This window comes from Neobacillus sp. OS1-32, from assembly GCF_030915425.1.
GTDB lineage: Bacteria > Bacillota > Bacilli > Bacillales > Cytobacillaceae > Neobacillus > Neobacillus paridis.
In genome coordinates this window covers 3,842,618-3,863,587 of the sequence record NZ_CP133263.1, presented here as the reverse complement: position 1 = coordinate 3,863,587, position 20,970 = coordinate 3,842,618, and the positions used below count along the sequence as shown (strand labels likewise).

General features: G+C 42.3%; 15 protein-coding genes, 1 pseudogene and 1 other annotated feature. Of the genes and pseudogenes, 5 read left to right on the top strand and 11 right to left on the bottom strand.

The window, feature by feature from the left end:
- Positions 1–113: 113 nt before the first annotated feature.
- From RCG24_RS18965 to RCG24_RS18950, 4 genes and pseudogenes are all read left to right on the top strand, one after another.
- Positions 114–875 (top strand): HTTM domain-containing protein, encoded by a 762-nt coding sequence (locus RCG24_RS18965; protein ID WP_308077758.1) that lies wholly within the window; start codon positions 114–116, stop codon positions 873–875.
- A gap of 45 nt (positions 876–920) precedes the next feature.
- Positions 921–1,385 carry a transglutaminase domain-containing protein gene (locus RCG24_RS18960; RefSeq protein WP_308077757.1) on the top strand — a complete coding sequence of 155 codons (465 nt, stop codon included), beginning with the start codon at positions 921–923 and terminating at the stop codon, positions 1,383–1,385.
- Between the two features lie 83 nt (positions 1,386–1,468).
- Positions 1,469–2,797 carry an IS3 family transposase gene (locus RCG24_RS18955; RefSeq protein WP_202654807.1) on the top strand — a complete coding sequence of 443 codons (1,329 nt, stop codon included), beginning with the start codon at positions 1,469–1,471 and terminating at the stop codon, positions 2,795–2,797.
- A 54-nt stretch (positions 2,798–2,851) separates the two neighbouring features.
- Positions 2,852–3,577, top strand: a pseudogene (locus RCG24_RS18950) (transglutaminase-like domain-containing protein); the annotation flags it as partial.
- A 302-nt stretch (positions 3,578–3,879) separates the two neighbouring features.
- Here RCG24_RS18950 and RCG24_RS18945 read toward each other — a convergent pair.
- The 5 genes from RCG24_RS18945 to RCG24_RS18925 form a co-directional block, all read right to left on the bottom strand.
- On the bottom strand, positions 3,880–4,710 hold the full coding sequence (locus RCG24_RS18945) for an energy-coupling factor transporter transmembrane component T family protein (protein WP_308077756.1): 831 nt from the start codon (positions 4,708–4,710) through the stop codon (positions 3,880–3,882).
- Complete coding sequence (locus RCG24_RS18940) at positions 4,710–6,413, bottom strand: ABC transporter ATP-binding protein (protein ID WP_308077755.1); 1,704 nt, start codon at positions 6,411–6,413, stop codon at positions 4,710–4,712. Before RCG24_RS18940 ends, RCG24_RS18945 begins: the two co-directional genes overlap by 1 nt.
- Positions 6,414–6,664: 251 nt before the next feature.
- Positions 6,665–7,222, bottom strand: coding sequence for an ECF-type riboflavin transporter substrate-binding protein (locus RCG24_RS18935; RefSeq protein WP_202655871.1), 558 nt, complete (start codon positions 7,220–7,222; stop codon positions 6,665–6,667).
- Positions 7,223–7,714: 492 nt separating this feature from the next.
- A complete protein-coding gene (locus RCG24_RS18930) occupies positions 7,715–8,572 on the bottom strand; it encodes an SAM hydrolase/SAM-dependent halogenase family protein (RefSeq protein ID WP_202655872.1) in 858 nt (285 codons plus the stop codon).
- A 240-nt stretch (positions 8,573–8,812) separates the two neighbouring features.
- Positions 8,813–9,106: a binding site (T-box leader), on the bottom strand.
- Positions 9,107–9,335: 229 nt separating this feature from the next.
- The gene (locus tag RCG24_RS18925; RefSeq protein WP_308079214.1) at positions 9,336–12,419 is read right to left on the bottom strand and encodes an efflux RND transporter permease subunit; all 3,084 of its coding nucleotides are present in this window, start codon (positions 12,417–12,419) and stop codon (positions 9,336–9,338) included.
- Positions 12,420–12,517: 98 nt separating this feature from the next.
- Between RCG24_RS18925 and RCG24_RS18920 the strand changes: the two genes are divergently transcribed.
- On the top strand, positions 12,518–13,351 hold the full coding sequence (locus RCG24_RS18920) for a TetR/AcrR family transcriptional regulator (protein ID WP_202655874.1): 834 nt from the start codon (positions 12,518–12,520) through the stop codon (positions 13,349–13,351).
- Positions 13,352–13,924: 573 nt separating this feature from the next.
- Here the strand turns inward: RCG24_RS18920 and ftsH are convergent.
- From ftsH to RCG24_RS18890, 6 genes are all read right to left on the bottom strand, one after another.
- Positions 13,925–15,775, bottom strand: coding sequence for an ATP-dependent zinc metalloprotease FtsH (ftsH, locus tag RCG24_RS18915; RefSeq protein ID WP_308077754.1), 1,851 nt, complete (start codon positions 15,773–15,775; stop codon positions 13,925–13,927).
- Positions 15,772–16,242 carry a MarR family winged helix-turn-helix transcriptional regulator gene (locus RCG24_RS18910; RefSeq protein WP_308077753.1) on the bottom strand — a complete coding sequence of 157 codons (471 nt, stop codon included), beginning with the start codon at positions 16,240–16,242 and terminating at the stop codon, positions 15,772–15,774. Before RCG24_RS18910 ends, ftsH begins: the two co-directional genes overlap by 4 nt.
- 195 nt (positions 16,243–16,437) lie before the next feature.
- Positions 16,438–17,370 carry an ROK family protein gene (locus tag RCG24_RS18905; protein WP_308077752.1) on the bottom strand — a complete coding sequence of 311 codons (933 nt, stop codon included), beginning with the start codon at positions 17,368–17,370 and terminating at the stop codon, positions 16,438–16,440.
- Positions 17,371–17,606: 236 nt separating this feature from the next.
- Positions 17,607–18,794 carry an SIS domain-containing protein gene (locus RCG24_RS18900; protein WP_202655878.1) on the bottom strand — a complete coding sequence of 396 codons (1,188 nt, stop codon included), beginning with the start codon at positions 18,792–18,794 and terminating at the stop codon, positions 17,607–17,609.
- 68 nt (positions 18,795–18,862) lie between these two features.
- Positions 18,863–19,582: a GntR family transcriptional regulator gene (locus RCG24_RS18895; RefSeq protein WP_308077751.1), complete on the bottom strand. Its 720-nt coding sequence runs from the start codon at positions 19,580–19,582 to the stop codon at positions 18,863–18,865.
- A 100-nt stretch (positions 19,583–19,682) separates the two neighbouring features.
- Positions 19,683–20,948 carry a Gfo/Idh/MocA family protein gene (locus RCG24_RS18890; RefSeq protein WP_308077750.1) on the bottom strand — a complete coding sequence of 422 codons (1,266 nt, stop codon included), beginning with the start codon at positions 20,946–20,948 and terminating at the stop codon, positions 19,683–19,685.
- Positions 20,949–20,970 lie beyond the last annotated feature (22 nt).

Below are 20,970 nucleotides of genomic sequence, written 5' to 3'. Positions count from 1 at the left end.
ATTTTAAGGGTAGGATTTGGCATCATAATTCTCTATTCATATGCCATAAACTATTCACAACGACAGTTCTTGTGGGGCCTAATGGTTTAACTAATACGGATTATTCTAAACAATTGGGAGAGTTTACCCTATTCAGCCTTAGTGACTCCATTATATACTTTGAATTCATCTTCCATTTAGGAATTGTAATAGCAATGTTGTTTACTTTGGGCTTTAAAACAAAAATTATGACTATATTAAATTTCATTTTCCTATATTCAATCTACCATCAAAATGGTTCTATACTAGATGGTGGAAATAATATTATGCTTATAATATCCATCTATTTAATATTTGTTAAGACCAATGAATATCTGTCTATAGATAAACACCTGAGGAAGAATAAAAAAGATAATATTTACTCCAATATACTTCATAATATGGGTATTCTCTCAATAATTGTACAGCTGTGTGTTGTATATTTAAATTCATCTTTATATAAGGTTATGGGTGAACAATGGCAAAATGGTACTGCTATCTATTACATTTTACAAGTTAAGGAATTCAATTTACCTTGGATAAGTAATTTAATTCTCTCTTCTGATATTTTGATAGTATTTATAACTTACTTCACCGTGATATTGCAAGTTGCTTTCCCTTTTTTATTATTCAATAGAATAACAAAATACATTGCTTTATTTTTTGTTGTACTAATGCATTTTGGTATAGCATTCGTAATGGGATTAGTGAGTTTCTCACTGACTATGGTATTGATTGATACAGTACTTATAAGTGATAATGATTACAAAAAAATATACTCATTTTCCAGACAAAAGATGTTGAAATTTAGAAAAAAAGAAGAAACAATCATAGAACCTATTTCAAAGTCAGTTTGAAATTAACACTAACAAGTATTTAATTTAAATGGGGGTGAAAATGGATTGAAGAAATCAATAAATATCGATTATTGGTATGAGAACACATTATTCGATAAGGTAGAATTATGGATGATGCTTCCTAAAGAAGGAATGAACCAATCAGTAAAACCTAAACAAGTCCATAGAGTTCCCACCGAAGAAAGTCTAGGATATTTCATTCTTCATAAAAATGATAAAATCCATTTGAATTTTGACGTGGATTGGTACAACCCAAAAAGCTATGAAGTTTATTTGAACAATGAAGAAGAAAAATATTATTTAAGAAATACTATCTTATCACCTATTAATGCAGAAATAACTGCTCTTGCGATGGAAATCACTAAAGGAAAAAATACTAAAAAGGATCAAGCGCGTGATATATTTGAATATATTGTTAATAATTTTAAATATAAATATCCACCTAGAAGTAGAGGAGCACTATCATTTTTAAAAGCAAAAGAAGGAGATTGTGTAAAATGGTACCTGTAGGTAGGACACTTGAAAAAGAGTGTTTCACCTACAGGTATTTTTTTATATACTTGAATTTCAGAATATGGGGATTAGGGGACAACATGAGTAAAATAACTTTTTCAATCAAAGAGATAAACACACTTCAAAAGAATCCAAATGTACATCGTGTCAGCGATCGGTCTATTACCTATACTGACGATTTTAAAAATAGATTTATGGATGAGTACCTAGCCGGCAAACTCCCTCGTCAGATCTTTGCGGAGAACGGCTTCGATGTGGACGTTATAGGAATAAAACGAATCGAACAGTCAGCCTGCAGGTGGAAAAAAGCCTATGAGAAGAATGGTTTGATTGGGCTTACAGATACGAGGAAAAACGCATCCGGTAGACCCTTGAAACGTGAGCTTACACCGTCCGAAGTGATTGAAAGACAAAAGGCAAGAATCGAGCTGTTGGAAGGACAGGTTGAGCTGTTAAAAAAGCTAGAAACGACAGAAAGGAGGCTGCTAAACTCAAGCGAAAATCTAAATCCGAATAATGCATATCAATTGATTCAGGAGACTATTGAACAAAATGGATTTAAGGGGATGACCAAGTATTTATGTGAACTCTTAGAGGTATCCCGGTCTGGATATTATAGCTACCTAAAGGCTGCCTCTTTCCGGGAAGCAAAGGAGAAATTGGACCTTGAAGCGAAGGAAATCATTTTAAAGGCCTTTGATCGACGCGGATATAAGAAAGGTTCACGCTCCATTAAAATGATATTGGAGAATGAATTTAACATTCTCTTTAGCCGTAAAAAGATACAAAGAATCATGAGGAAATATGGAATCGTCTGTCCTCATAGAAAGCCAAATCCTTATAAAAGGATTGCTAAAGCAACCAAGGAGCATCAGGTTGTTCCAAACAAGTTAAATAGGGAATTTAAACAAGGAGTTCCAGGAAAAGTGTTATTAACGGACATTACTTATTTGCCATATAACGGAAATTCTATGGCTTATTTGTCAACCATAAAAGATGCGTCCACTAACGAACTCCTGGCTTACCATGTTTCTGACCGTATCACCCTAGACATCGCAACAAAGACGATTCACAAACTAATGAAAAACAAGAAGATTACACTGCATAAAGATGCCTTCATCCACTCTGATCAAGGGAGCCATTATACGAGCCCAAGATATCAAAAGTTATTAAAAAAATATGGCCTAGGCCAATCTATGTCTCGAAGAGGGAACTGTTGGGATAATGCCCCTCAAGAATCTTTCTTTGGTCATTTAAAAGATGAAGTAGACTATCAATCTTGTAAATCCTTAAAAGAACTAAAAGCAAAAATAAATCACTATATGGTTTACTATAACAATTATCGATATCAATGGAATTTAAAAAAGATGACCCCTATTCAATATAGAAATCATCTTCTAGTTGCTTAACCTCTTTTTTTATTGTGTCCTTGACATAGGTACCATTTTAGTGGGGAGTTTTCCTTTTTGTTTTCTTCATTATGTAGATCCATTGGGATTCCAACAAGGACGATTTTTGGCGGATGGTCAAACGGAAAAATGAATGGTCATGCGTGGAACGAAATTTTCTTAGAAGATATAGGATGGTTTTCAGTAGATACGAGTATGGCTAATATACAAAAGAATAATCGATTTAGTTTTTTAATTAGCAACATAAGAACTATGCATTGGAAAAAATACTTTGGCCAAACAGAGGGACAAAGAATTATTTTTTCAAAAGATGCCGAAATTAAACTCTCACCTTCTTATATAAATTGTGTGGAAAAGTCGATAATAATTAAACCACTTTATATTAATAATACTCCATTCTATTGGGGACAAGAATCGTTGAATGGTTGCGCCCCTTATTTGCAACCAGCATATGTGAAGTTCGATGGAATTTTTGATCCTTCCAGTGCGACAATTAAAACATTTAATCTAATCGGAAATTGGAAAACCAAAGAAAACGGAATAAGGGGTATCTTATCTTCAATAAAAGCAATGCTAATAATGCCTTCTTTAATAGTTATGGTTATTAGTTTATTTTGGGATATTCTCCTTTTAGAACTAATCTATAAGTTAGGCCTTATTAGTGTCTTTTTATGTTTTATTCTTAGAAAAGAAAGGACTGTTGTATTTAGCATTCTACTATTTTTGATGATTCTCTCAATACTATCTACAATATCTCAATTAAGCGCATGTTCCTTATGAGGTGATAATATACAGCAGACAATTTATCACCAGTACGGACGATTCCGGTTCAGAAGCGATCAGCATTGGAGGTCAAACCAGGAAAAATGATGATTCAATTCGGATCTTCATGTGCCACTTTCTAGAAAAGACAAATAGACCACCCCTTGACCTCAAAAATCTTTAGGTGGTCTATTTTCAATTTGATAAGACTGAGCCTACTGCCTATGTTGGCAAATTCGTTGTATTGACGTCAAGAATCTTCTTTTTGCTTTTATTACAATGTGGTGCCAAGACCCGATTTATCCTCCGTGTTTACTCCTTTAAAACGGATTATAAAACCGGTTGCCGTCATAAAAGGTAATATAAAGTGATACGATGAGCATGATGATAAATAACATAAGCGTGATGATATCTATCTTTTGAAATGGTCGGGCGCGGTACCAGGTGCGCTTTTTGTTTTTCCCAAATCCGCGCAGTTCCATCGCGTTGCTGATCATTTCAATTTTATCAAGGCTTGAAAGAATCAGTGGGACAATAATGGAGGCGGCATTCTTCAGTCGCTTCGACAGTTTTTCCTTGCGTGACATATCAATTCCGCGTGCCTGCTGTGACAATGAAATATTGCGGAAATCGCGCTGAATATCAGGAATATAGCGCAGTGCCAGGGCAACCGCATAAGCGATTTTATAGCTGACGCCGATGCGGTTAAGCGACGCCGCAAATTCACTCGGATTCGTCGTTACGAGAAACAACAGCGCCGCCGGAATCACGGTAAAATATTTCAGCGTAACATTGAATTGATAAAACAATTGCTCCAGCGTGAGTGAATAGCGGCCGCCGCCAATATCCAAAAGGACGTGACGCGTTCCGTAAATTTTCACCCCTTCTTGCGGCGAAAAAACATAGATTGCCAGATTATTAATCAATAAAAATACTAAAATAAACAGGAGGACAAAGGCGACTTCCTTCCATTTTATTTTGGAAACTTTAAATATCGCGACACTGAACAGGAACAAGAACAGGAGCACCCGGGTATCGTAGGTTAGCATTGCCACCGTCGACCAGATCAAAAAGCAAAGCAGCTTGGTGACTCCTGTCAGCCGGTGCACCGGAGACTTCCGTTCAATATAAGAAAGCATTTCGACTGCCATTATTGCCGCACCTCCCGATCATAGGCAATAAACCGCTCGACAAACTGCTTCGGTTCACTGATTCCCGCCCGAACTGCTAATTCAAACAGCGACGTTTCCTTTAAATTCGCCTCTTCAATAATGCGGGCATCCGTGAGGACATTGACCGCTGTGTCATCAGCAATTTTCCGACCGCCAGCAATGACAATCGCCCTTGGTGTATACTCCAGCATCAAATGCATGTCATGGGTAATCATGATGATCGTCACACCCCGCTGATTCAGCTCCAGCAAGAATTCCATGATTTCGGTATAATGGCGGAAATCCTGCCCGGCCGTCGGCTCATCCAAAATGATGACCTCCGGTTCCAGCACTAAAATCGAGGCAATGGTGACGCGCTTTTTCTGTCCAAAACTGAGCGCTGAAATGGGCCAGTTGCGGAATGGATACAAGCCGCAGATTTTCAATGTAGCAAGGACCCGTTCTTTGATTTCTGCTTCCGGGACGCCACGGATCACAAGGCCGAGGGCCACTTCATCGTAGATCATCTGTTTCGAAATCATTTGATTCGGATTTTGCATCACCATACCGATCCGCAATGCTCGCTCTTTAATTGTATCTGCGGTAATGTCCTGACTGCGGTAATAAATTTTCCCCGCATTTGGCTTTTCAAAGCCGCAAATTAGTTTTGACAGCGTTGATTTCCCGGCGCCATTTTTGCCAACGATGCTGACCATCTCACCTTTTTGGATCGAAAAAGATACATCGTGAATCGTCGGCTGCCCCGGAAAATAGCTGAAATCAATCGCTTTTAATTCCAAAATCGTTTCTGTCTTATCTCTGGCCTTCGGGATGTCCACTTTTTCAAACCAATCGTGGAGTTGTTTTTTACAAGCGTTGATTTGAAAGGTATCTAGATGGGCAGGCCTCAGTTCCGGCGTCAGCCGGCAGCCAGCATATTTTACCGCTCTTACATACAGCGGCTCGCGGATTGAGCATTGCTCTAAAACAGGCGAGGCCAGCAGTTCATCCGGAGTCATGTCACTAATCACCCTGCCGTCGTCGATAACGATGATGCGGTCAAGCGGGCAATGAAGCACATCTTCTAGACGATGCTCAATAATGATGACCGTTTTGTTTGTTTCCTGCTGAATCCGATCAATCAGTTCAATTGCGTATTTTCCAGTTGCCGGGTCCAGATTGGCCAGCGGCTCATCGAACAGCAAAATCTCGACCTCATCAACCATGACTCCGGCGAGGCAGACCCGTTGTTTTTGCCCGCCAGATAGCTGATGGGTCGAGGCCTCCAGATGGGGTTCCATATCCACAATTTTTGCCACTTCGGATACCTTCGTGATCATTTGCGGCTGCGGGAGACAGTCATTTTCCAAGGCAAAGGCAATATCCTCAGCCACCGTCAGACCAATGAATTGACCATCGGGGTCCTGCAGAACCGTACCGACTTTTTTCGAAAGGGAGAATATGTCGAGCCCTTGGGTATCCTCACCGTCAATTGTTAAACTGCCTGTCACCTTCCCTTTATAAGAAAAGGGAACAAGGCCATTGAGACAATGGCCAAGGGTGCTTTTTCCCGACCCGGAAGGACCGACAATGAGAACCTTTTCCCCTTCATAGATCGTTAAATTAATGTCCTGTAATGTTGGTGCCGTCTGACTGCGGTACTGAAAGCTAAAATTCTCGAATTGAATGACCGGTTTCCTCATAGAATATATCTCCTAGCAGTACAAAGCTCGTTTTGGCTGTTATTTTTCAAAAAACAATGTGTTAAATTTGGTTATGTGCGAATTTTTCATGATGATTTCAGTGATTTCTCACATGATAACGGAAATTCTTTGTCGAAATCAGTGATTTCCCTCTAGATATCGGAGATTTTGCAGTCGATATCGGCGATTCCTTTGATGATACCAGCGAAACTGCTGTCGATATCGGATACTACTCCCAATAACCGCAGGAACTACACGTCCTTGGTGAGGCTGCCACTTTGGCCGCGGCTTTTGGCATAGATAGATAATAGCAGTGTACCGAGAACAGCGACTGTTACGATGTTCAGGCAACCGGCAACAATGCCTTGCAAATACACTTTGTTTACTGGTTCAGCATAAATCAGGACATCCAATGTTGGCGCTATTACCATCCAGCCAATTGCGTTAACGATAATTTGCACGACATTAAAGAGAATGATTTTTTTTACATTAAAAATTCCGGACTCAATATTGATTTTCTTCGTAGCTAAGCCGATGAAGAAGCCTACTAGGCCAGACACAACGACCCAGCTCCACCACGGTGTTCCGTAGAAAATGGCATCCTTTAAGGCATGGCCAATTAAGCCAATCAAACCGCCGGCAACCGGTCCGAAGATAATCGCCATTAACGCTAAAAAGCCGTACGATGTATCAAAGTTTGTATTCGGAACCCCTGTTGGAATTACCGCAAACCGCCCTAAAATCACAAACACGGCAGCACCAATTCCGATCGCTACAATCGTTTTTATTGATAACTGATTTCTTTTCATTGTTTTCTCCTCCTGTTTTTCTATTAATATCTCATTTAAAGATGCTTCCGCTTTTCTAATTGTCTAGCTCCAGCGCCTATCGCCTAGCAAACTTCAGGTCTCCTCCCTACGATAAGTCAACAAAGCAGCTTCTATGAAAAATCATCATGGAGCTTTGCGACGAGCTGAACATTCACTTCCTCGAATCGTCTTTGGCGCAGGAGCATCGTGTTTCCTTTATCTCATTCGAAGCCCCACCACAAGGAAGGCTTCGTCAGAATCAACATCGCACGAAGGAAAAGCGTTAGCTTTTTCGAGGAGTTTGTACGGCGATGACCAAGGCGCTTCCGCTTTTCTACTTGTCTAGCTCCAGCGCCTATCGCCTAGCAAACTTCAGGTCTCCTCCCTACGATAAGTCAACATCGATTCACTACGTTCATCGTGTTTCCTTTATCTCAGTCGAAGCCCCTCCAGTTTGTACGGCGATGACCAAGGCGCTTCCGCTTTTCTACTTCAATTGTAAACAATCTTCGGTATTTTGCGAATAGAAATTTTCCACGATGCCCCCGTTTCAATATGGTATGCTTTGGCAAAAGAGCCTTGGTTAATCGCTACGCCAATTTTATCCAGTGAATTGACATAAAGCAGTGGCTCGCCCAAATGGATATCAGCAAATGTCCGGCCATAGGTCATGATATTTTTATAGACTTGGCGGGTATCATTTTCAATCGTCACTTCAAAGGAATCACCATAATCAGCGGCTAAATCCTTTAGCAGCTTGCGGTCAATATTGGTCCATAAATTACCAAAACGAACATCAAGAATATCAATGTTTCCTGTCAGGACTTGGTTGGTAATTTTCGGCTCGTCCTTCGGCAGCTCAATTACCGAATCAACCGGCACTTCTGGTCCCACTTGTTCAAATGTAATGATATTGGATGACAGCCTGGCACCCGTGTAGGCATAAACATCACGCCCATGGAATGTATACGATTCACCGGAGTTCGGCAGGCGGTTGACCGATTCATCAATCATTCTCACCTCTTCTATACCGATACAGCTTTTAATATGTGTCAGCGTGCCGTTATCAGGTGTGACAATATATTGACCCAAAGCGGTTTTGGCGACAATACTGCGACGCTCCGAACCGACCCCCGGATCGACTACGGATACAAATACCGTTCCCTCCGGCCAATATGCAACCGTCTGATACAAGCGGTAGGAACCTTCCCAAATATTGTACTGCGGTATGTCATGAGTTAAATCAAAAATTCGAATCCCCGGATTCACTGATATCGCAACGCCATACATTGCACTGACGGCACCATCACTTAAGCCAAAATCTGTTTGCAATACGAGATTGTTATTCATTGTATTTTCCTCCCTTTCGTAAAATGCTCGGTCTTGACCGTTTTAGATAAAGTGAAACTTCCATGAGTGGGGGGGTTCTTCATCCCCCACTCATGGTTAGTTGAACCAATCGGACCTTTACGGGCAGTTGATCCCCCACCTAGATTCCATTTATAGACTTGGACTCTCGAGGTGGGGATCTTACTGCCCGTTAAGGCGGGAAAAATAAAAAACCACGCCCCTATCCATTGTTAGAAAATAGATAAGGACGTGGTTAAATCATCCACGTGGTACCACCTTAATTCGCTGTCTGCTCACGCAAATCAGCCTCTGCAAGTACGAGAGCGCGAATGCCGCTCTTTATACTGTGGTATTGATAACGAGTACCAAATCTCGTCGGAACCTACTTCAATCTATTGTGCTCATGCTTGAATAGATTGTTTCAGCACGCAGCTCTGAGGCCATTTTTCGGATTCGTACTTTTGCTTCTTTTCAGCTACCGAAGCTCTCTGTGAAAAATACCTGAATCGTACTTTCCCTCTTCAACGCTTTAATTTGCTTATTTACTTTGAAAATTTATTCAAATTATATTCCTTGTTTTTTAAATAGTCAAGCAAAAAAATAATTTCAGAGAGCTGCCAGCAAGTGAGGAGACCCATCCGCAAGTAACCTCTGCACATGTAAGTAACAGGTGACTTTCCGCAAGTAAATACTGCCTCCAAAAATAACTCCACCTTTTCCATAAAAAACAGAGAGCCCTTTCGCCCTCTGTCTTTCATGCTATTTAGTTTTCTTCAATGTCCCTGCGGTTTTTCTTGAAGAGCTTGGATAAGATTTCATATACAATCGGTACGACCACCAACGTTAATAGCGTTGAACTGGTGAGACCGCCGATAACGGTAATAGCAAGGCCTTTGGAAATTAGGGCACTGCCTCCTGCACCAAACGCGAGCGGCATCAGTGCACCAATGGTCGCAATGGCGGTCATCAAGATTGGCCGAAGACGTGTTGCCCCCGCTTCGAGAATCGCTTCACGCATGACGAGACCTTCCCGCTCTTTATGAATAATCCGATCGACAAGCACGATCGCGTTCGTTACGACAATTCCGATTAACATCAACAGTCCCATCATGACCGGAACAGAAATCGTTTCGCCGGCTAGGAATAAGCCAACGAACGAACCGATCACGGCAAATGGCAGCGAGAACAGAATCGCAAACGGCGCGAGACCTTCACCAAAGGTAACCACCAGGATAAAGTAAACGATCGCCACCGCCGCAAGCATCGCGACACCAAGCTGTGTGAACGTTTCATTCATATCGGCCTGGACACCGGCAACACCGGTTGTCACCCCTTTTGGCAAGTCCAGCTTATCAATTTTTTTCTGGGCACTCGAAGTGACTTTGGAAACATCTTTGTCGGTGATTTTCCCGGTAACCGTGGCATAGTATTCGCCTTTACTGCGTGTCAGGGTGTTTTGAGTTGTGCCCTTTTTCACCGTGACAAGCTCAGAGAGCGGCATGGTCTTACCAAGCGCTGTCGGGACCGGTGTGTCTAACATCTCGTTAATCGATTTAGGCTGCTTGGATTGTGGCTGCTGCACGATGACATCCATCGATTTCCCATCTTTTTCAATCGTCGTTAATACATTTTCCGTTCTTTGCGGGTTCAGCATCATGACCAGCTGACCGGCTGTTAGACCGTAATTGATTAATTTATCTTGTTCCACGCGGAAGGTATACTTAACAAACGCATCTTCAACACTGGAAGTAACATCTTTTAAGCCTTTTTGTTTCTTCAACGTATCTTCGGCCATCTTAACTGATTTATTCAGTTTACCGAGATCTTCACTGTAGAAGGTATAGCTGACCTCATTACCGCCGACCGACATTGATGAGAAGTTTTGGCTCTTCCACTCGCCAGATTGATTGATATTTTTCAATTCATCTTCAATTTTATCGCGAACTTCCGGGAAGTTCTTCATGTCCGGATCAAAGATCAGGTACATTAAGGCGCCGCTGCCACCGCCGCCCATCATCACTGCTGATTCGTCACCGGCTTCAGTAATCGATACTTGAACCGTATCAATATCTTTGCGTTTCAGCATCTTATCTTCGACGACTTTGACGTTTTGCACAGTTTCTTCATGAAGCTCGCCAGCCTTTGGCGTGTACGTTAAGTACATCACTTTGTCCTCGTCACTGCCCATAAAGCTAAAACCAATCAGTGGTGTCAAAGCTACACTGCCGGCTAATAAAAGTAAGGCAAGAACCGAGGCGATAATTTTATGGTTCAGCACTTTATCGAGAAAACCTTTGTACCATTTTGCTAGTCTTCCAGCCTCTTTGTGGCTCTTCTCCGTTTTCTCGCCGTAGAGCTTTTTCTTAAATAAGGTGTGGGAGAATGCTGGTACGACAGTGATTGCCACCAGCAATGAAGCACCAAGCGCAAAGGCCATCGTTAAAGCGAACGGTACGAACAGTTCGCCCACCATCCCGCCGACAAACATTAATGGCGCGAATACAGCTACCGTTACTAATGTTGAGGCTAAAATTGGTTTGAACATTTCAATCGTTGCTTCGCGAATCAGGGCCCGGCCGTTTAGTTTTTCCTCTTTCAAATGCAGGCGCCGGTAGATATTTTCGACGACGACGATCGAGTCATCGATGACCCGACCAATCGCAACGGTAATCGCACCGAGCGTCATAATATTGAGGGTAATATCGAGCCAGTGCAACAGCATTAATGCCATAAAAATGGACACTGGGATTGAAATGATTGAAATCATCATCGATTTAAAATCACGTAAGAACAAAAGGATGATAAGGACGGCAATCAAGCCGCCAAATACAGCTTTTTCCACCATTGTTGAAATCGACTCTTCGATTGGCTTTCCTTGGTCAAGGGTAACATTGATCACCAAGCCATCGATTTTCGCCTTTTCATCTTTAATTAATTTTTTTACTTTGTTGACGACATCGACGGTATTGGCCCGCTGACCTTTGACAATTTGAATCGCGATCGCGTCTTTACCGTTTGTCCGTGAGATCGATTGGACTTTACCGACCTTTTTAATGTCGGCGATATCACCCAGTTTAACAAATGGTGATGGATGTGCCGCTGACGGTGTGACCGGGATTTTCATGTTCTTCAGTTCTTTTACAGTCATGAATTTGCCGTCGATGGCAACGGCCTGCTCGCCTTGCTTGAACTCATACAGGCCTAAGGAAACAGACATATTGCTCGCTTGGATAATCTCTTTGACTTTATCTTCGGTTAAGCCAAATTGATCCATTTTTGCTTTGTTATATGTCAGGTCGACTTCATCGATGTGCTGACCGGTAATCGTTGCCGAGGCAACGCCATCCAGTTTTTCAATCTTTGGCAGCAAGCTCGCCTCAACTGTTGACGTTAAATCCACAATATTTTCTTTCGTGCTACTGACACTTAAGGCGATGACCGGCATCATGTTCATGCTGATCGCTGAAGTTGTCGGTTCCTTCGCATCTTCCGGTAATTTTATCGAGTCCAGCGCTGATTTCAGCTCACGCTTCGCCTCGTCCATGTCAATACCATACTCGTATTCCACTTGTATGCTCGCCATGTTGGCATAGGAATTGGAATAAACCGCCTTTACATGGTCAAGACCTTCGGCTGCTTTTTCAATCGGCTTGGACACATCCTGCATTACCTGTTCAGGAGTGGCCCCCGGATAAACATCCGTCACCATTAAGTATGGAATAGAGATGTTTGGGATCGTCTCCATGTTCATTCTTGTCCCTGAATAGATCCCAGATGCCGTGATGATAATGGTTAAAAGCCACACTGCTAATTTATTCCGAATGACAAAATTGACTAATCCTTTCACTATTACACCTACCCTTAATTGACTAATAAGACTCAATTATTTATAATAATGACCGGTTAGTCATTTGTCAACAAATAGACATGGGAGCGGATGTAAAAATGTCAAAAAAACAATTGATTATGGATACAGCGTTGGAGCTTTTTGCAAAACAGGGATTTGAAGCAACATCCGTCCAGGAAATCACATCGCATTGCGGAATATCAAAGGGAGCCTTTTACTTAGTTTTCAAGTCAAAGGATGAATTGATCCTGGCCTTAATTGACCATTTTATGAGGCAGATTACCTCCGATATTGACCACATAGTCAGAAACACGAAGGAAGAGGAACTTTTATATCAGTTTTTTTATACGATCTATAAATATTTTTATAAGCATTCTGATTTTGCAAAAGTTCTCTTTAAGGAACAATCGCAAACTTTTAACAAAGCGCTGATTTTAAAGATGCAATACTACGATAAATTATTAACAAATAGCATCCTTTCGATGATAGACCGTTTATTTGGCGAAGCAGTCAAGGAGATCAAATACGATTTGATGTACTGCGTTAAAGGCTTGATCAATACGTATGCCCAGTTATTTGTGTTTTTTGTCATACCATTGGATTTAAACGTGCTGGCACAGTCGCTTGTGGAAAAAACAAGTCTGCTGGCCAAGCATATGACCGTCCCATTTATTTCGGAGGATCTGGTTGATTTGATTAGGTTATGCCAGCCGCTGAATGAAGAGGTGACGAAGGAACAAATTATCACCGTCGTCGACAGTAAAATAGCGGAAATGGAAGAATCGCTTGAAAAAGAATCGTTGGTTTTGCTGAAGGAGGAGCTGCTTGAACCTAAGTTCCCGCCAGCAGTGGTTGTAGGATTGCTTGAAAACATCCGCAAGCATCCCCATTGCAAGTGGGTGGCTTACTTGCTACGGCGGTATTTTGATTAGGGAGCGCTGGGGGGAATACCCAAGCTTTTTTGGTAATAGCATTCATCGTTGTCGGACAGGTTAACGGTGGTTGCGAATGAGAATATGCTATAGAACTCCGCTATGGGACAAGTTGATGTTTTTGCATGCTGGTTTGTCCTTCATCACCACGATGAAGGACAGTTTGCCCGATTTTTCATGCCATTTTGTCCTTCATCGCCATGATGAAAGACAGTTTGGCCGATTTCTCATGCTATTTTGTCCTTCATCACCACGATGAAGGACAGTTTGGCCGATTTCTCATGCTATTTTGTCCTTCATCACCACGATGAAGGACAGTTTGGCCGATTTCCTGTGCCGTTTTGTCCTTCATCACCACGATGAAGGACAGTTGGGCCGATTTTTCATGCTATTTTGTCCTTCATCCCCACGATGAAAGACAGTTGGGCCGATTTTTCATGCCATTTTGTCCTTCATCGCCACGATGAAGGACAGTTTGAACCAATTTATCCTGAGGAACCCCGTGCTTAAACACAATCACCGATTTTTCCAATCATGTTTTTCCTAAACAAACATTTCCAAGACATCCTGAATTTATACAAGGGACTTAGAAAGATCAACTTCCTGCTTTCCAGTTAGGATCGCCATGAATTCCTCACCGGTGATCGTTTCTTTTTCCAAAAGGTACTTCGTTAACTCATGCAGCTTGTCAATGTTTTCCTGCAAAATATCCTTGGCCTTTTGGTGGCTGGCCTTGATGATTTTCAGCACTTCGTCGTCGACCTTTGAAGCTGTTTCGGCTGAGACCATCAACGTGGTGTCCCCGCCCAAATATGGGTTATTCACCGTTTCCAGCGCCATCATGTCAAATTCATCGCTCATCCCGAATCTTGTTACCATCGAGCGGGCAATCTTGGTCGCCTGCTCGATATCATTGGAGGCGCCAGACGTGATTGTTTTAAAAATAATTTCTTCCGCGGCGCGGCCCCCCATAAAGGTGGTAATTTTATCTAATGCCTGCTCTTTTGTCATCAAAATGGTCTCATGTTCATCGACCTGCATCGTGTAGCCCAAGGCACCTGACGTCCTTGGAATAATCGTAATTTTGTGAACAGGCGCTGAGTGGCTCTGTTTCGCTGCTACCAAAGCATGGCCAATTTCATGATAGGCAATCGTTAGTTTATCCTTCATCGAAATCACGGCATTTTTCCGCTGGTAGCCGGCAATGACCACTTCAACCGACTCTTCCAAGTCACTTTGCGTAACTTTATTGCGCCCAAGCCGGACGGCACGCAACGCCGCTTCATTGATAATATTCGCCAAATCCGCACCAGAGGCCCCCGATGTTGCCCTGGCAATCACATTAAAGTCAACGTTATCGTCAAGCTTCACCTTTTTTGCATGAACTCGTAAAATCGACTCGCGGCCTGCTAAATCTGGCAATTCAACTGGAACACGGCGATCAAACCGCCCCGGACGAAGCAGGGCTTTATCCAATGTTTCAGGTCTGTTGGTTGCAGCGAGGATAACAACCCCTTTATCAGCATCGAAACCATCCATCTCGGTCAACAGCTGGTTCAAGGTCTGCTCGCGTTCATCATTGCCGCCGACCATGCCGGAATTCCGGCTTTTCCCGATGGCGTCAATTTCGTCGATAAACACAATGCACGGAGCTTTTTCCTGTGCTTGTTTAAAAAGGTCGCGGACCCGCGCCGCGCCCATGCCGACGAACATCTCGACAAATTCAGATCCCGACATCGAGAAGAACGGCACCTTTGACTCTCCGGCAACAGCTTTGGCCAGCAACGTTTTCCCGGTACCAGGAGGTCCAACGAGCAGCGCCCCTTTGGGAATATTGGCACCAATTTCTTTATATTTTTTCGGATTATCGAGGAAATCAACAATTTCCTGTAATGCCTCTTTTGCCTCGTCCTGTCCGGCAACATCTTTAAAGGTAATGCCTGTTTGCGCTTCGACATAAACTTTGGCATTACTTTTTCCAAACGACAAAGCATTGCCGCCGCCCATCATCCTGCTTTGGAATTTGCGCGTTAACCATTGGCCAATCGCGATAAAAATCAGAAACGGGAGAATCCACGTCAAGAAGAAATTCAACAGCGGCGAATTTTCCTTCGGAATGACCTTGGTGAATTTCACATTCGCTTGATGGAGCCGATCCACCAGTTGCGGATCGTCCATGACGCCCGTCTTGTAGTACTTATAGTTACCGGCATTTTCTGGTTTAAAAACAATATAATTCTCCTCAATTTGGACTTCTTTTACCTGTCCTTTATCGACCATTGTTAAAAACGTTCCATAATCAACCTCTTTTACCGAATGGCGAGTAATTTCCGGAAAAATCACCGAATTTAACAATAGGACAACAATTAGAATAATTCCATAATAAAAAATAAGCGGTTTTTTTGGCGGTTTGATTTCTTTCATGGTGTTTCTCCTGCCTCTCCTTCGTCATCACTACCCATTTTTAGCAGCAATGAGCTTATTTTGCCCATTCCCGCTGTAATCATTTCAAAAGTTTCCTCGGCCTCGTTTGCGAGAATACGGGTCAACTTGTCATTTAAATAGCGATCAATTTCGCGAATTGTCCCTTCGCCGAAATCAGTTAATCGGATTCGAACTACTCTTTCATCGGTTTGGTCCCTCATCCGCCTGACAAAGCCTTGCTTTTCAAGCTTTTTGCACATCGTCGAAATATTGGCACCGGCGATCCCACAGGCTTCAGCCAGACTGCCGATTGTATGCGGTCCTTGACGGTATATTTCCATTAGAAGCCGGAACTGCAGCATGGTTAAGCCATAATTTACCCCTAAAAAACGGAAAGCAGTATTCACATTTTCATTTATTTCACGATGATATTCTAAAATGATCCGCTTAAACTCGTGTAAATTCATTGGGAACCTCCAAACTTGATTTATTTATGGAGAAAATTGTTTATACATTATATATATTATACGTCATAACTTCAACCAAAACAGCTTTCGACCCCGCCAACACGAAAAAGAAGCAAGAGACAGCTCCCTTGCTTCAAATCAGCTTACTGCGAGTTGAACGACATCATCACCTGTTGGGCCGATTTATCGGCGGGTTTAAGCAATCGGATGTTTGAATTTTTTTAACGTCAAATAACAGGCACCGTACAGACCGGCAAGATTGCCCAAAGCAGACGGAAATACAAGCGTGTCCTGATGATAGAGGGGCATAATTTCCTGTTTCAAGCCGTTGTTAATGGCGGCGAAAAACTGATCACCCTGCTCGGCGATGCCGCCCCCGATCACAATCGCCTCTGGGTTTAACAGATGCGTTACATTTGCCAATCCGACACAAATATAATGAATAAACTGTTCATACACTGCGACAGCAAGCGGATCCCGCCTCGCGACGAGGGCAATTATTTCTTCTCCGGAAATGTGCTCAATCACTTCGCTATTTTGCTGTTTTTTTTCGATATAGTCCTGGACTAACACAGAAGTGGCGGCATATCTTTCATAGCAGCCTTTCCGACCGCAGCTGCACGGCCGCCCATTGTCAACAATTACCGTATGGCCCAATTCCCCGGCCAGGTTACCCGAACCATTAACAACTTTCCCATCGATAATAATGGCACTGCCAATACCTGTTCCTAATGTTAAAAAAACAACATTTTTCTTTCCCTTAATGGCGCCTTTCCACATTTCTCCGTAACAGGCACTTTTTACATCGTTCTCAACACTAACCGGCAAGTTGGTTTTAGCGGTTAAAATTTTTGCCAGTTTCATGCCGGAATAGCCTTTAAGATTGCTCGAGAACAAAATTTCCCCCTTCTCGCAATCAACAAGACCGCAGGAGGAAATGCCAATACCGGTAAGAGGAAATGCTCTTGTTAATTCCCTAATCTTTCCTGTTAAAACCTCGGGAAGCTCCGTTTGGAGATTCTCTTTCGGGGTCGGCACGTTATCCTTCAAATGAAGCTGGCCATCGCGATCAATCAGGCCATATTTGATAAACGTGCCACCAATATCAAAGCAGGCGATATAGTCCAACTTAAGACCTCCTCGTTAAATCATGTACCTTGATTTGCTTGACAAATTCGTACTTACAAGAATTTCCGCGAATTCGTGCAAAAATAGCATCTGCTCATCCGCACTGATCTCCGCCCCTTTTCAAGGATTTTAATTTTCCAAATTATGAATATTAAATGCCGGCACAGCATAACCTTTTGACTGAGCATCTAGTAAAATTGTACTCTTTGAAATAATCATCCTGCTACTCCTCTCCGTTATTCATTTTGATAAGTATGGATCGTTACACCTTTCACAACTCTGTTCACGACACCTGAAGGGGAAGGATTGTCCGGTATAAAGCCGCGTTCCACTGATTTATACAGGGCAAAGGTTTGAGCATACAAAATGTAAGGGAAGGCGAGGAAAATATCGTCAGCGATATTCTCGAGATTAAGATGGAAGCAAACATCACAATATTGTTCAGCAGCCTCATCCTTAACAGAAGAAATCGCAATCAACTTCCCGCGGTCCGGCTCACGATAAATTTCTTCTAAAATATCAAGATCGTATTTTCTTGTATAAGGGTTACTTGATAAAAATACAAATACTATCGTTTCCTTATCTAAAACTGATTTCGGACCATGCCGAAACCCTAACGATGTATCAAAGGTTGTTGAAATCGTTCCACCTGTTAATTCCAACAGTTTTAGCGATGCCTCCCGTGATAAACCTTCAAAGACTCCGGAACCTAAATACACAACCTTGGAAAATGATAATCCAGCCAGTTGTTTAATCTTTTCTTCGCTTTCTTGAATGACCGCTTCACCGGCGTGAATGATTTCATCAACCGTGGTTACCTGAGCCTCCAGCTGATCAATGTGAAATAGCAAAAGCACTGAAAGAAGCATGGTCGTATAGCTGCTCGTCATCGCAAAGCCCTGGTCGTTCGCTTTTTCAGGCATAAAAATTACCAAGTGGTTTTCATCATGTTTCTTTTCCTCAGCTAAGCGCCCTGTAGGATTACAGGTTAAGATAATACCGTAAAAATCCTTGATCATTTGTTCACCCAACTGAACCGCCGCCAGGCTCTCAGGACTGTTTCCTGAGCGAGCAAAGGAAATCATAATCGTCGGAAAGTCTGCATCCAGATAGGAGTAGGGATTCGAAACAATATTGGTTGTCGCAATACTTTCCACGACTATTTTTTTGTAATTAACAATCCCTTTTAAATGGGGAAGCACCGTTTCGCCAACAAAGGCCGATGTTCCTGCCCCTGTTAAAATAACGCGCACTTGCTCGTGCTTTTTTTCGATGCTCTTGATAAATTGAATGATCCGCTCACGATTATCTAAAAGAATCTCCAAAGTCTCTTTCCATAACCCCGGCTGTTGCGCTATTTCTTTAGCAGTATGGACGGCGCCAACCTTCATTCTCACCGTCTCATTAGACTTTAAAAGGTCCATGAATTCTCCTCCTTACAACTGTTCATGTCGTCATTACCAGTTTAGCTGGAAATAGACACAAAATGCATCTATTTCAGCTCTACTGTATAAGTAAATTTATCACCTCTGGCAATGGAAACGGTATATTCAATGACCCTGCTTTGATCATACGTGATTCGTTCTAACAGTAAGCATGGAGAGCCTTCGACGATCTGTAACATGTCCGCCTCCATTTTGTCCGCACTTACTGCTTTAAAGCTTTCCACTGCACTCGAGATGTTTACATTGTATTGTTCTCGAAATACTTCATACATTGGGGCATGCTCCAAGTCTTCACGGGAAAGGCTACTAAAAACATCCACCGGCAAATAAGAGGTTTCATATAACATCGGCTCTTCGTCTGCAAGCCTGAGGCGAGTTACTTTAAAAAGTTCTGTTTCGACCCGCAGGTTCATGACTTTTGCCAATTTGCTATCAGCAACCACCTTACTGAAGGAAATCACCTGTGTCGTTGGATGTTTCCCTGCTTTCTTCATTTCTTCGGTAAAACTATAAAATTTCACCAGGCTTTGTTTATATGTTCTCGGGGAAACATATGTCCCTTTTCCATGAATTTTATAAATATACCCTTCCTTTTCCAGTTCCTGCATCGTTTGCCTTACCGTTGTCCGGCTGACTTCATAAGTTTCGCATAATTCCCGTTCAGATGGGAGCTGATCATTCTCTCCAAGCTCACCTGATTCAATTTTTTCCAACAAGATATCCATTAGTTGGTGATAAAGTGGGAGTCGAGAATCCTTTTCTACCATGATAAACTCCTTTAAAGTGGTATCTTTGTTATGACCAGTTTTCTGCTATTCTATTATATACATAAGTTAGAAAAGATTACCACCTCAGCTGTGAATTTTATTAAACAGTTTCTGCTTTCTCCTTTTTCAAATTGGAGACATACTCCTCTAAGGAAATTGTTTTCCCGGTTACTCTGGATTCTTCGGCGGCATAAGCAATCATATGGCTTTGAGCCGATGCCCGTGCTGATGTTAAGCTGCTATGATTTTTCTCATTTACCCGCTGGATGAAATCAGCCATAATTTTCGTGTCAGACCCCATATGTCCGCCCTTCACGGTTGCCGGGTAAACCATTTCCGTCTGACCGGAAAAATAGTTTATCAGCAGTTCATTTTTTGCATCATTTCCAATAATTTCACCTTTTGTACCCATAATCTTAAAGTGGCGGCAAATATCCTTCGTAAAGGCGGTCATCGTAAAGGAGACGGTCACCTCATTTTCAAATAATAAATTAACGACTTGATGGTCAACCACATCATTATCACAGTGGTAGACGCAGCGCCCATATGGTCCTTCTTGAATCGCCTTTAATCTGCTGGCAAGGCTTGAGTCGGCGGTAATCACGTTGGCCGGCCATTCATCGCGGTCATGTAAATACCATTTAGCAGCGGAATATGGGCATTCCTTTTCCACCTTACAGCCGTCAAGGCAGCGTAAGGCGGCACCTTCAGGGGCATTTTCCTTTTTGAAATAGGTTAAGCTGCCGTAAGAAGAAACACTCTTACATTCCGTATCAATTAACCATGCCAGCATATCCATATCATGGCAGCATTTTTGCAAAATCATTGAGCTCGATTCCTGGGAATTGCGCCAATTGCCGCGGACAAAACTATGTGCCTGATGATAGAAACCGACGTTTTCATTCCATTGCACGGAAACAATATCCCCAATTACTTTTCTATCGATGATTTCTTTTAATGCTTGATAAAATGGGGCATACCTCAATACATGGCAAACGGTCAAGATTGTTTGATGCTTTTCAGCCGCCTCGGCAATTTCTAATGTCTCAAGCGGGATCGGTGACATTGGCTTCTCCAGCAAAATACTATAGCCTTTCTCAATTGCCTGCATCACAGGTTTATAGTGATCACGGTCAGGACTGCAGATCAACAATGCCTCACATAGTTTCTCTTTTTCTAACAGTTCCGTCCAATCTGCGAATCTCCTACTCTCCGGAATCCCGTGTGCCTCGGCAAATTTATTACGTTTTTCCTTATCAGGTTCAGCTACGGCAATAAACTGAATTTCATGAGGATACCTTAATGCATATGAACCATAGGCATAGAATCCTCTATTCCCTGCACCAATTAACGCTGCTTGTATCATTATGATTCCTCCCTGCTTGTGA

What these genes read in the sequence shown, in the direction of transcription:
- RCG24_RS18930 (WP_202655872.1), bottom strand. Translation starts at nt 8,572, where the DNA reads ATGAATAACAATCTCGTATTGCAAACAGATTTTGGCTTAAGTGATGGT.
- RCG24_RS18940 (WP_308077755.1), bottom strand. Translation starts at nt 6,413, where the DNA reads ATGAGGAAACCGGTCATTCAATTCGAGAATTTTAGCTTTCAGTACCGC.
- RCG24_RS18910 (WP_308077753.1), bottom strand. Translation starts at nt 16,242, where the DNA reads ATGAATTTACACGAGTTTAAGCGGATCATTTTAGAATATCATCGTGAA.
- RCG24_RS18920 (WP_202655874.1), top strand. Translation starts at nt 12,518, where the DNA reads ATGTCAAAAAAACAATTGATTATGGATACAGCGTTGGAGCTTTTTGCA.
- ftsH (WP_308077754.1), bottom strand. Translation starts at nt 15,775, where the DNA reads ATGAAAGAAATCAAACCGCCAAAAAAACCGCTTATTTTTTATTATGGA.
- RCG24_RS18955 (WP_202654807.1), top strand. Translation starts at nt 1,469, where the DNA reads ATGAGTAAAATAACTTTTTCAATCAAAGAGATAAACACACTTCAAAAG.
- RCG24_RS18895 (WP_308077751.1), bottom strand. Translation starts at nt 19,582, where the DNA reads ATGGTAGAAAAGGATTCTCGACTCCCACTTTATCACCAACTAATGGAT.
- RCG24_RS18935 (WP_202655871.1), bottom strand. Translation starts at nt 7,222, where the DNA reads ATGAAAAGAAATCAGTTATCAATAAAAACGATTGTAGCGATCGGAATT.
- RCG24_RS18900 (WP_202655878.1), bottom strand. Translation starts at nt 18,794, where the DNA reads ATGGACCTTTTAAAGTCTAATGAGACGGTGAGAATGAAGGTTGGCGCC.
- RCG24_RS18890 (WP_308077750.1), bottom strand. Translation starts at nt 20,948, where the DNA reads ATGATACAAGCAGCGTTAATTGGTGCAGGGAATAGAGGATTCTATGCC.
- RCG24_RS18945 (WP_308077756.1), bottom strand. Translation starts at nt 4,710, where the DNA reads ATGGCAGTCGAAATGCTTTCTTATATTGAACGGAAGTCTCCGGTGCAC.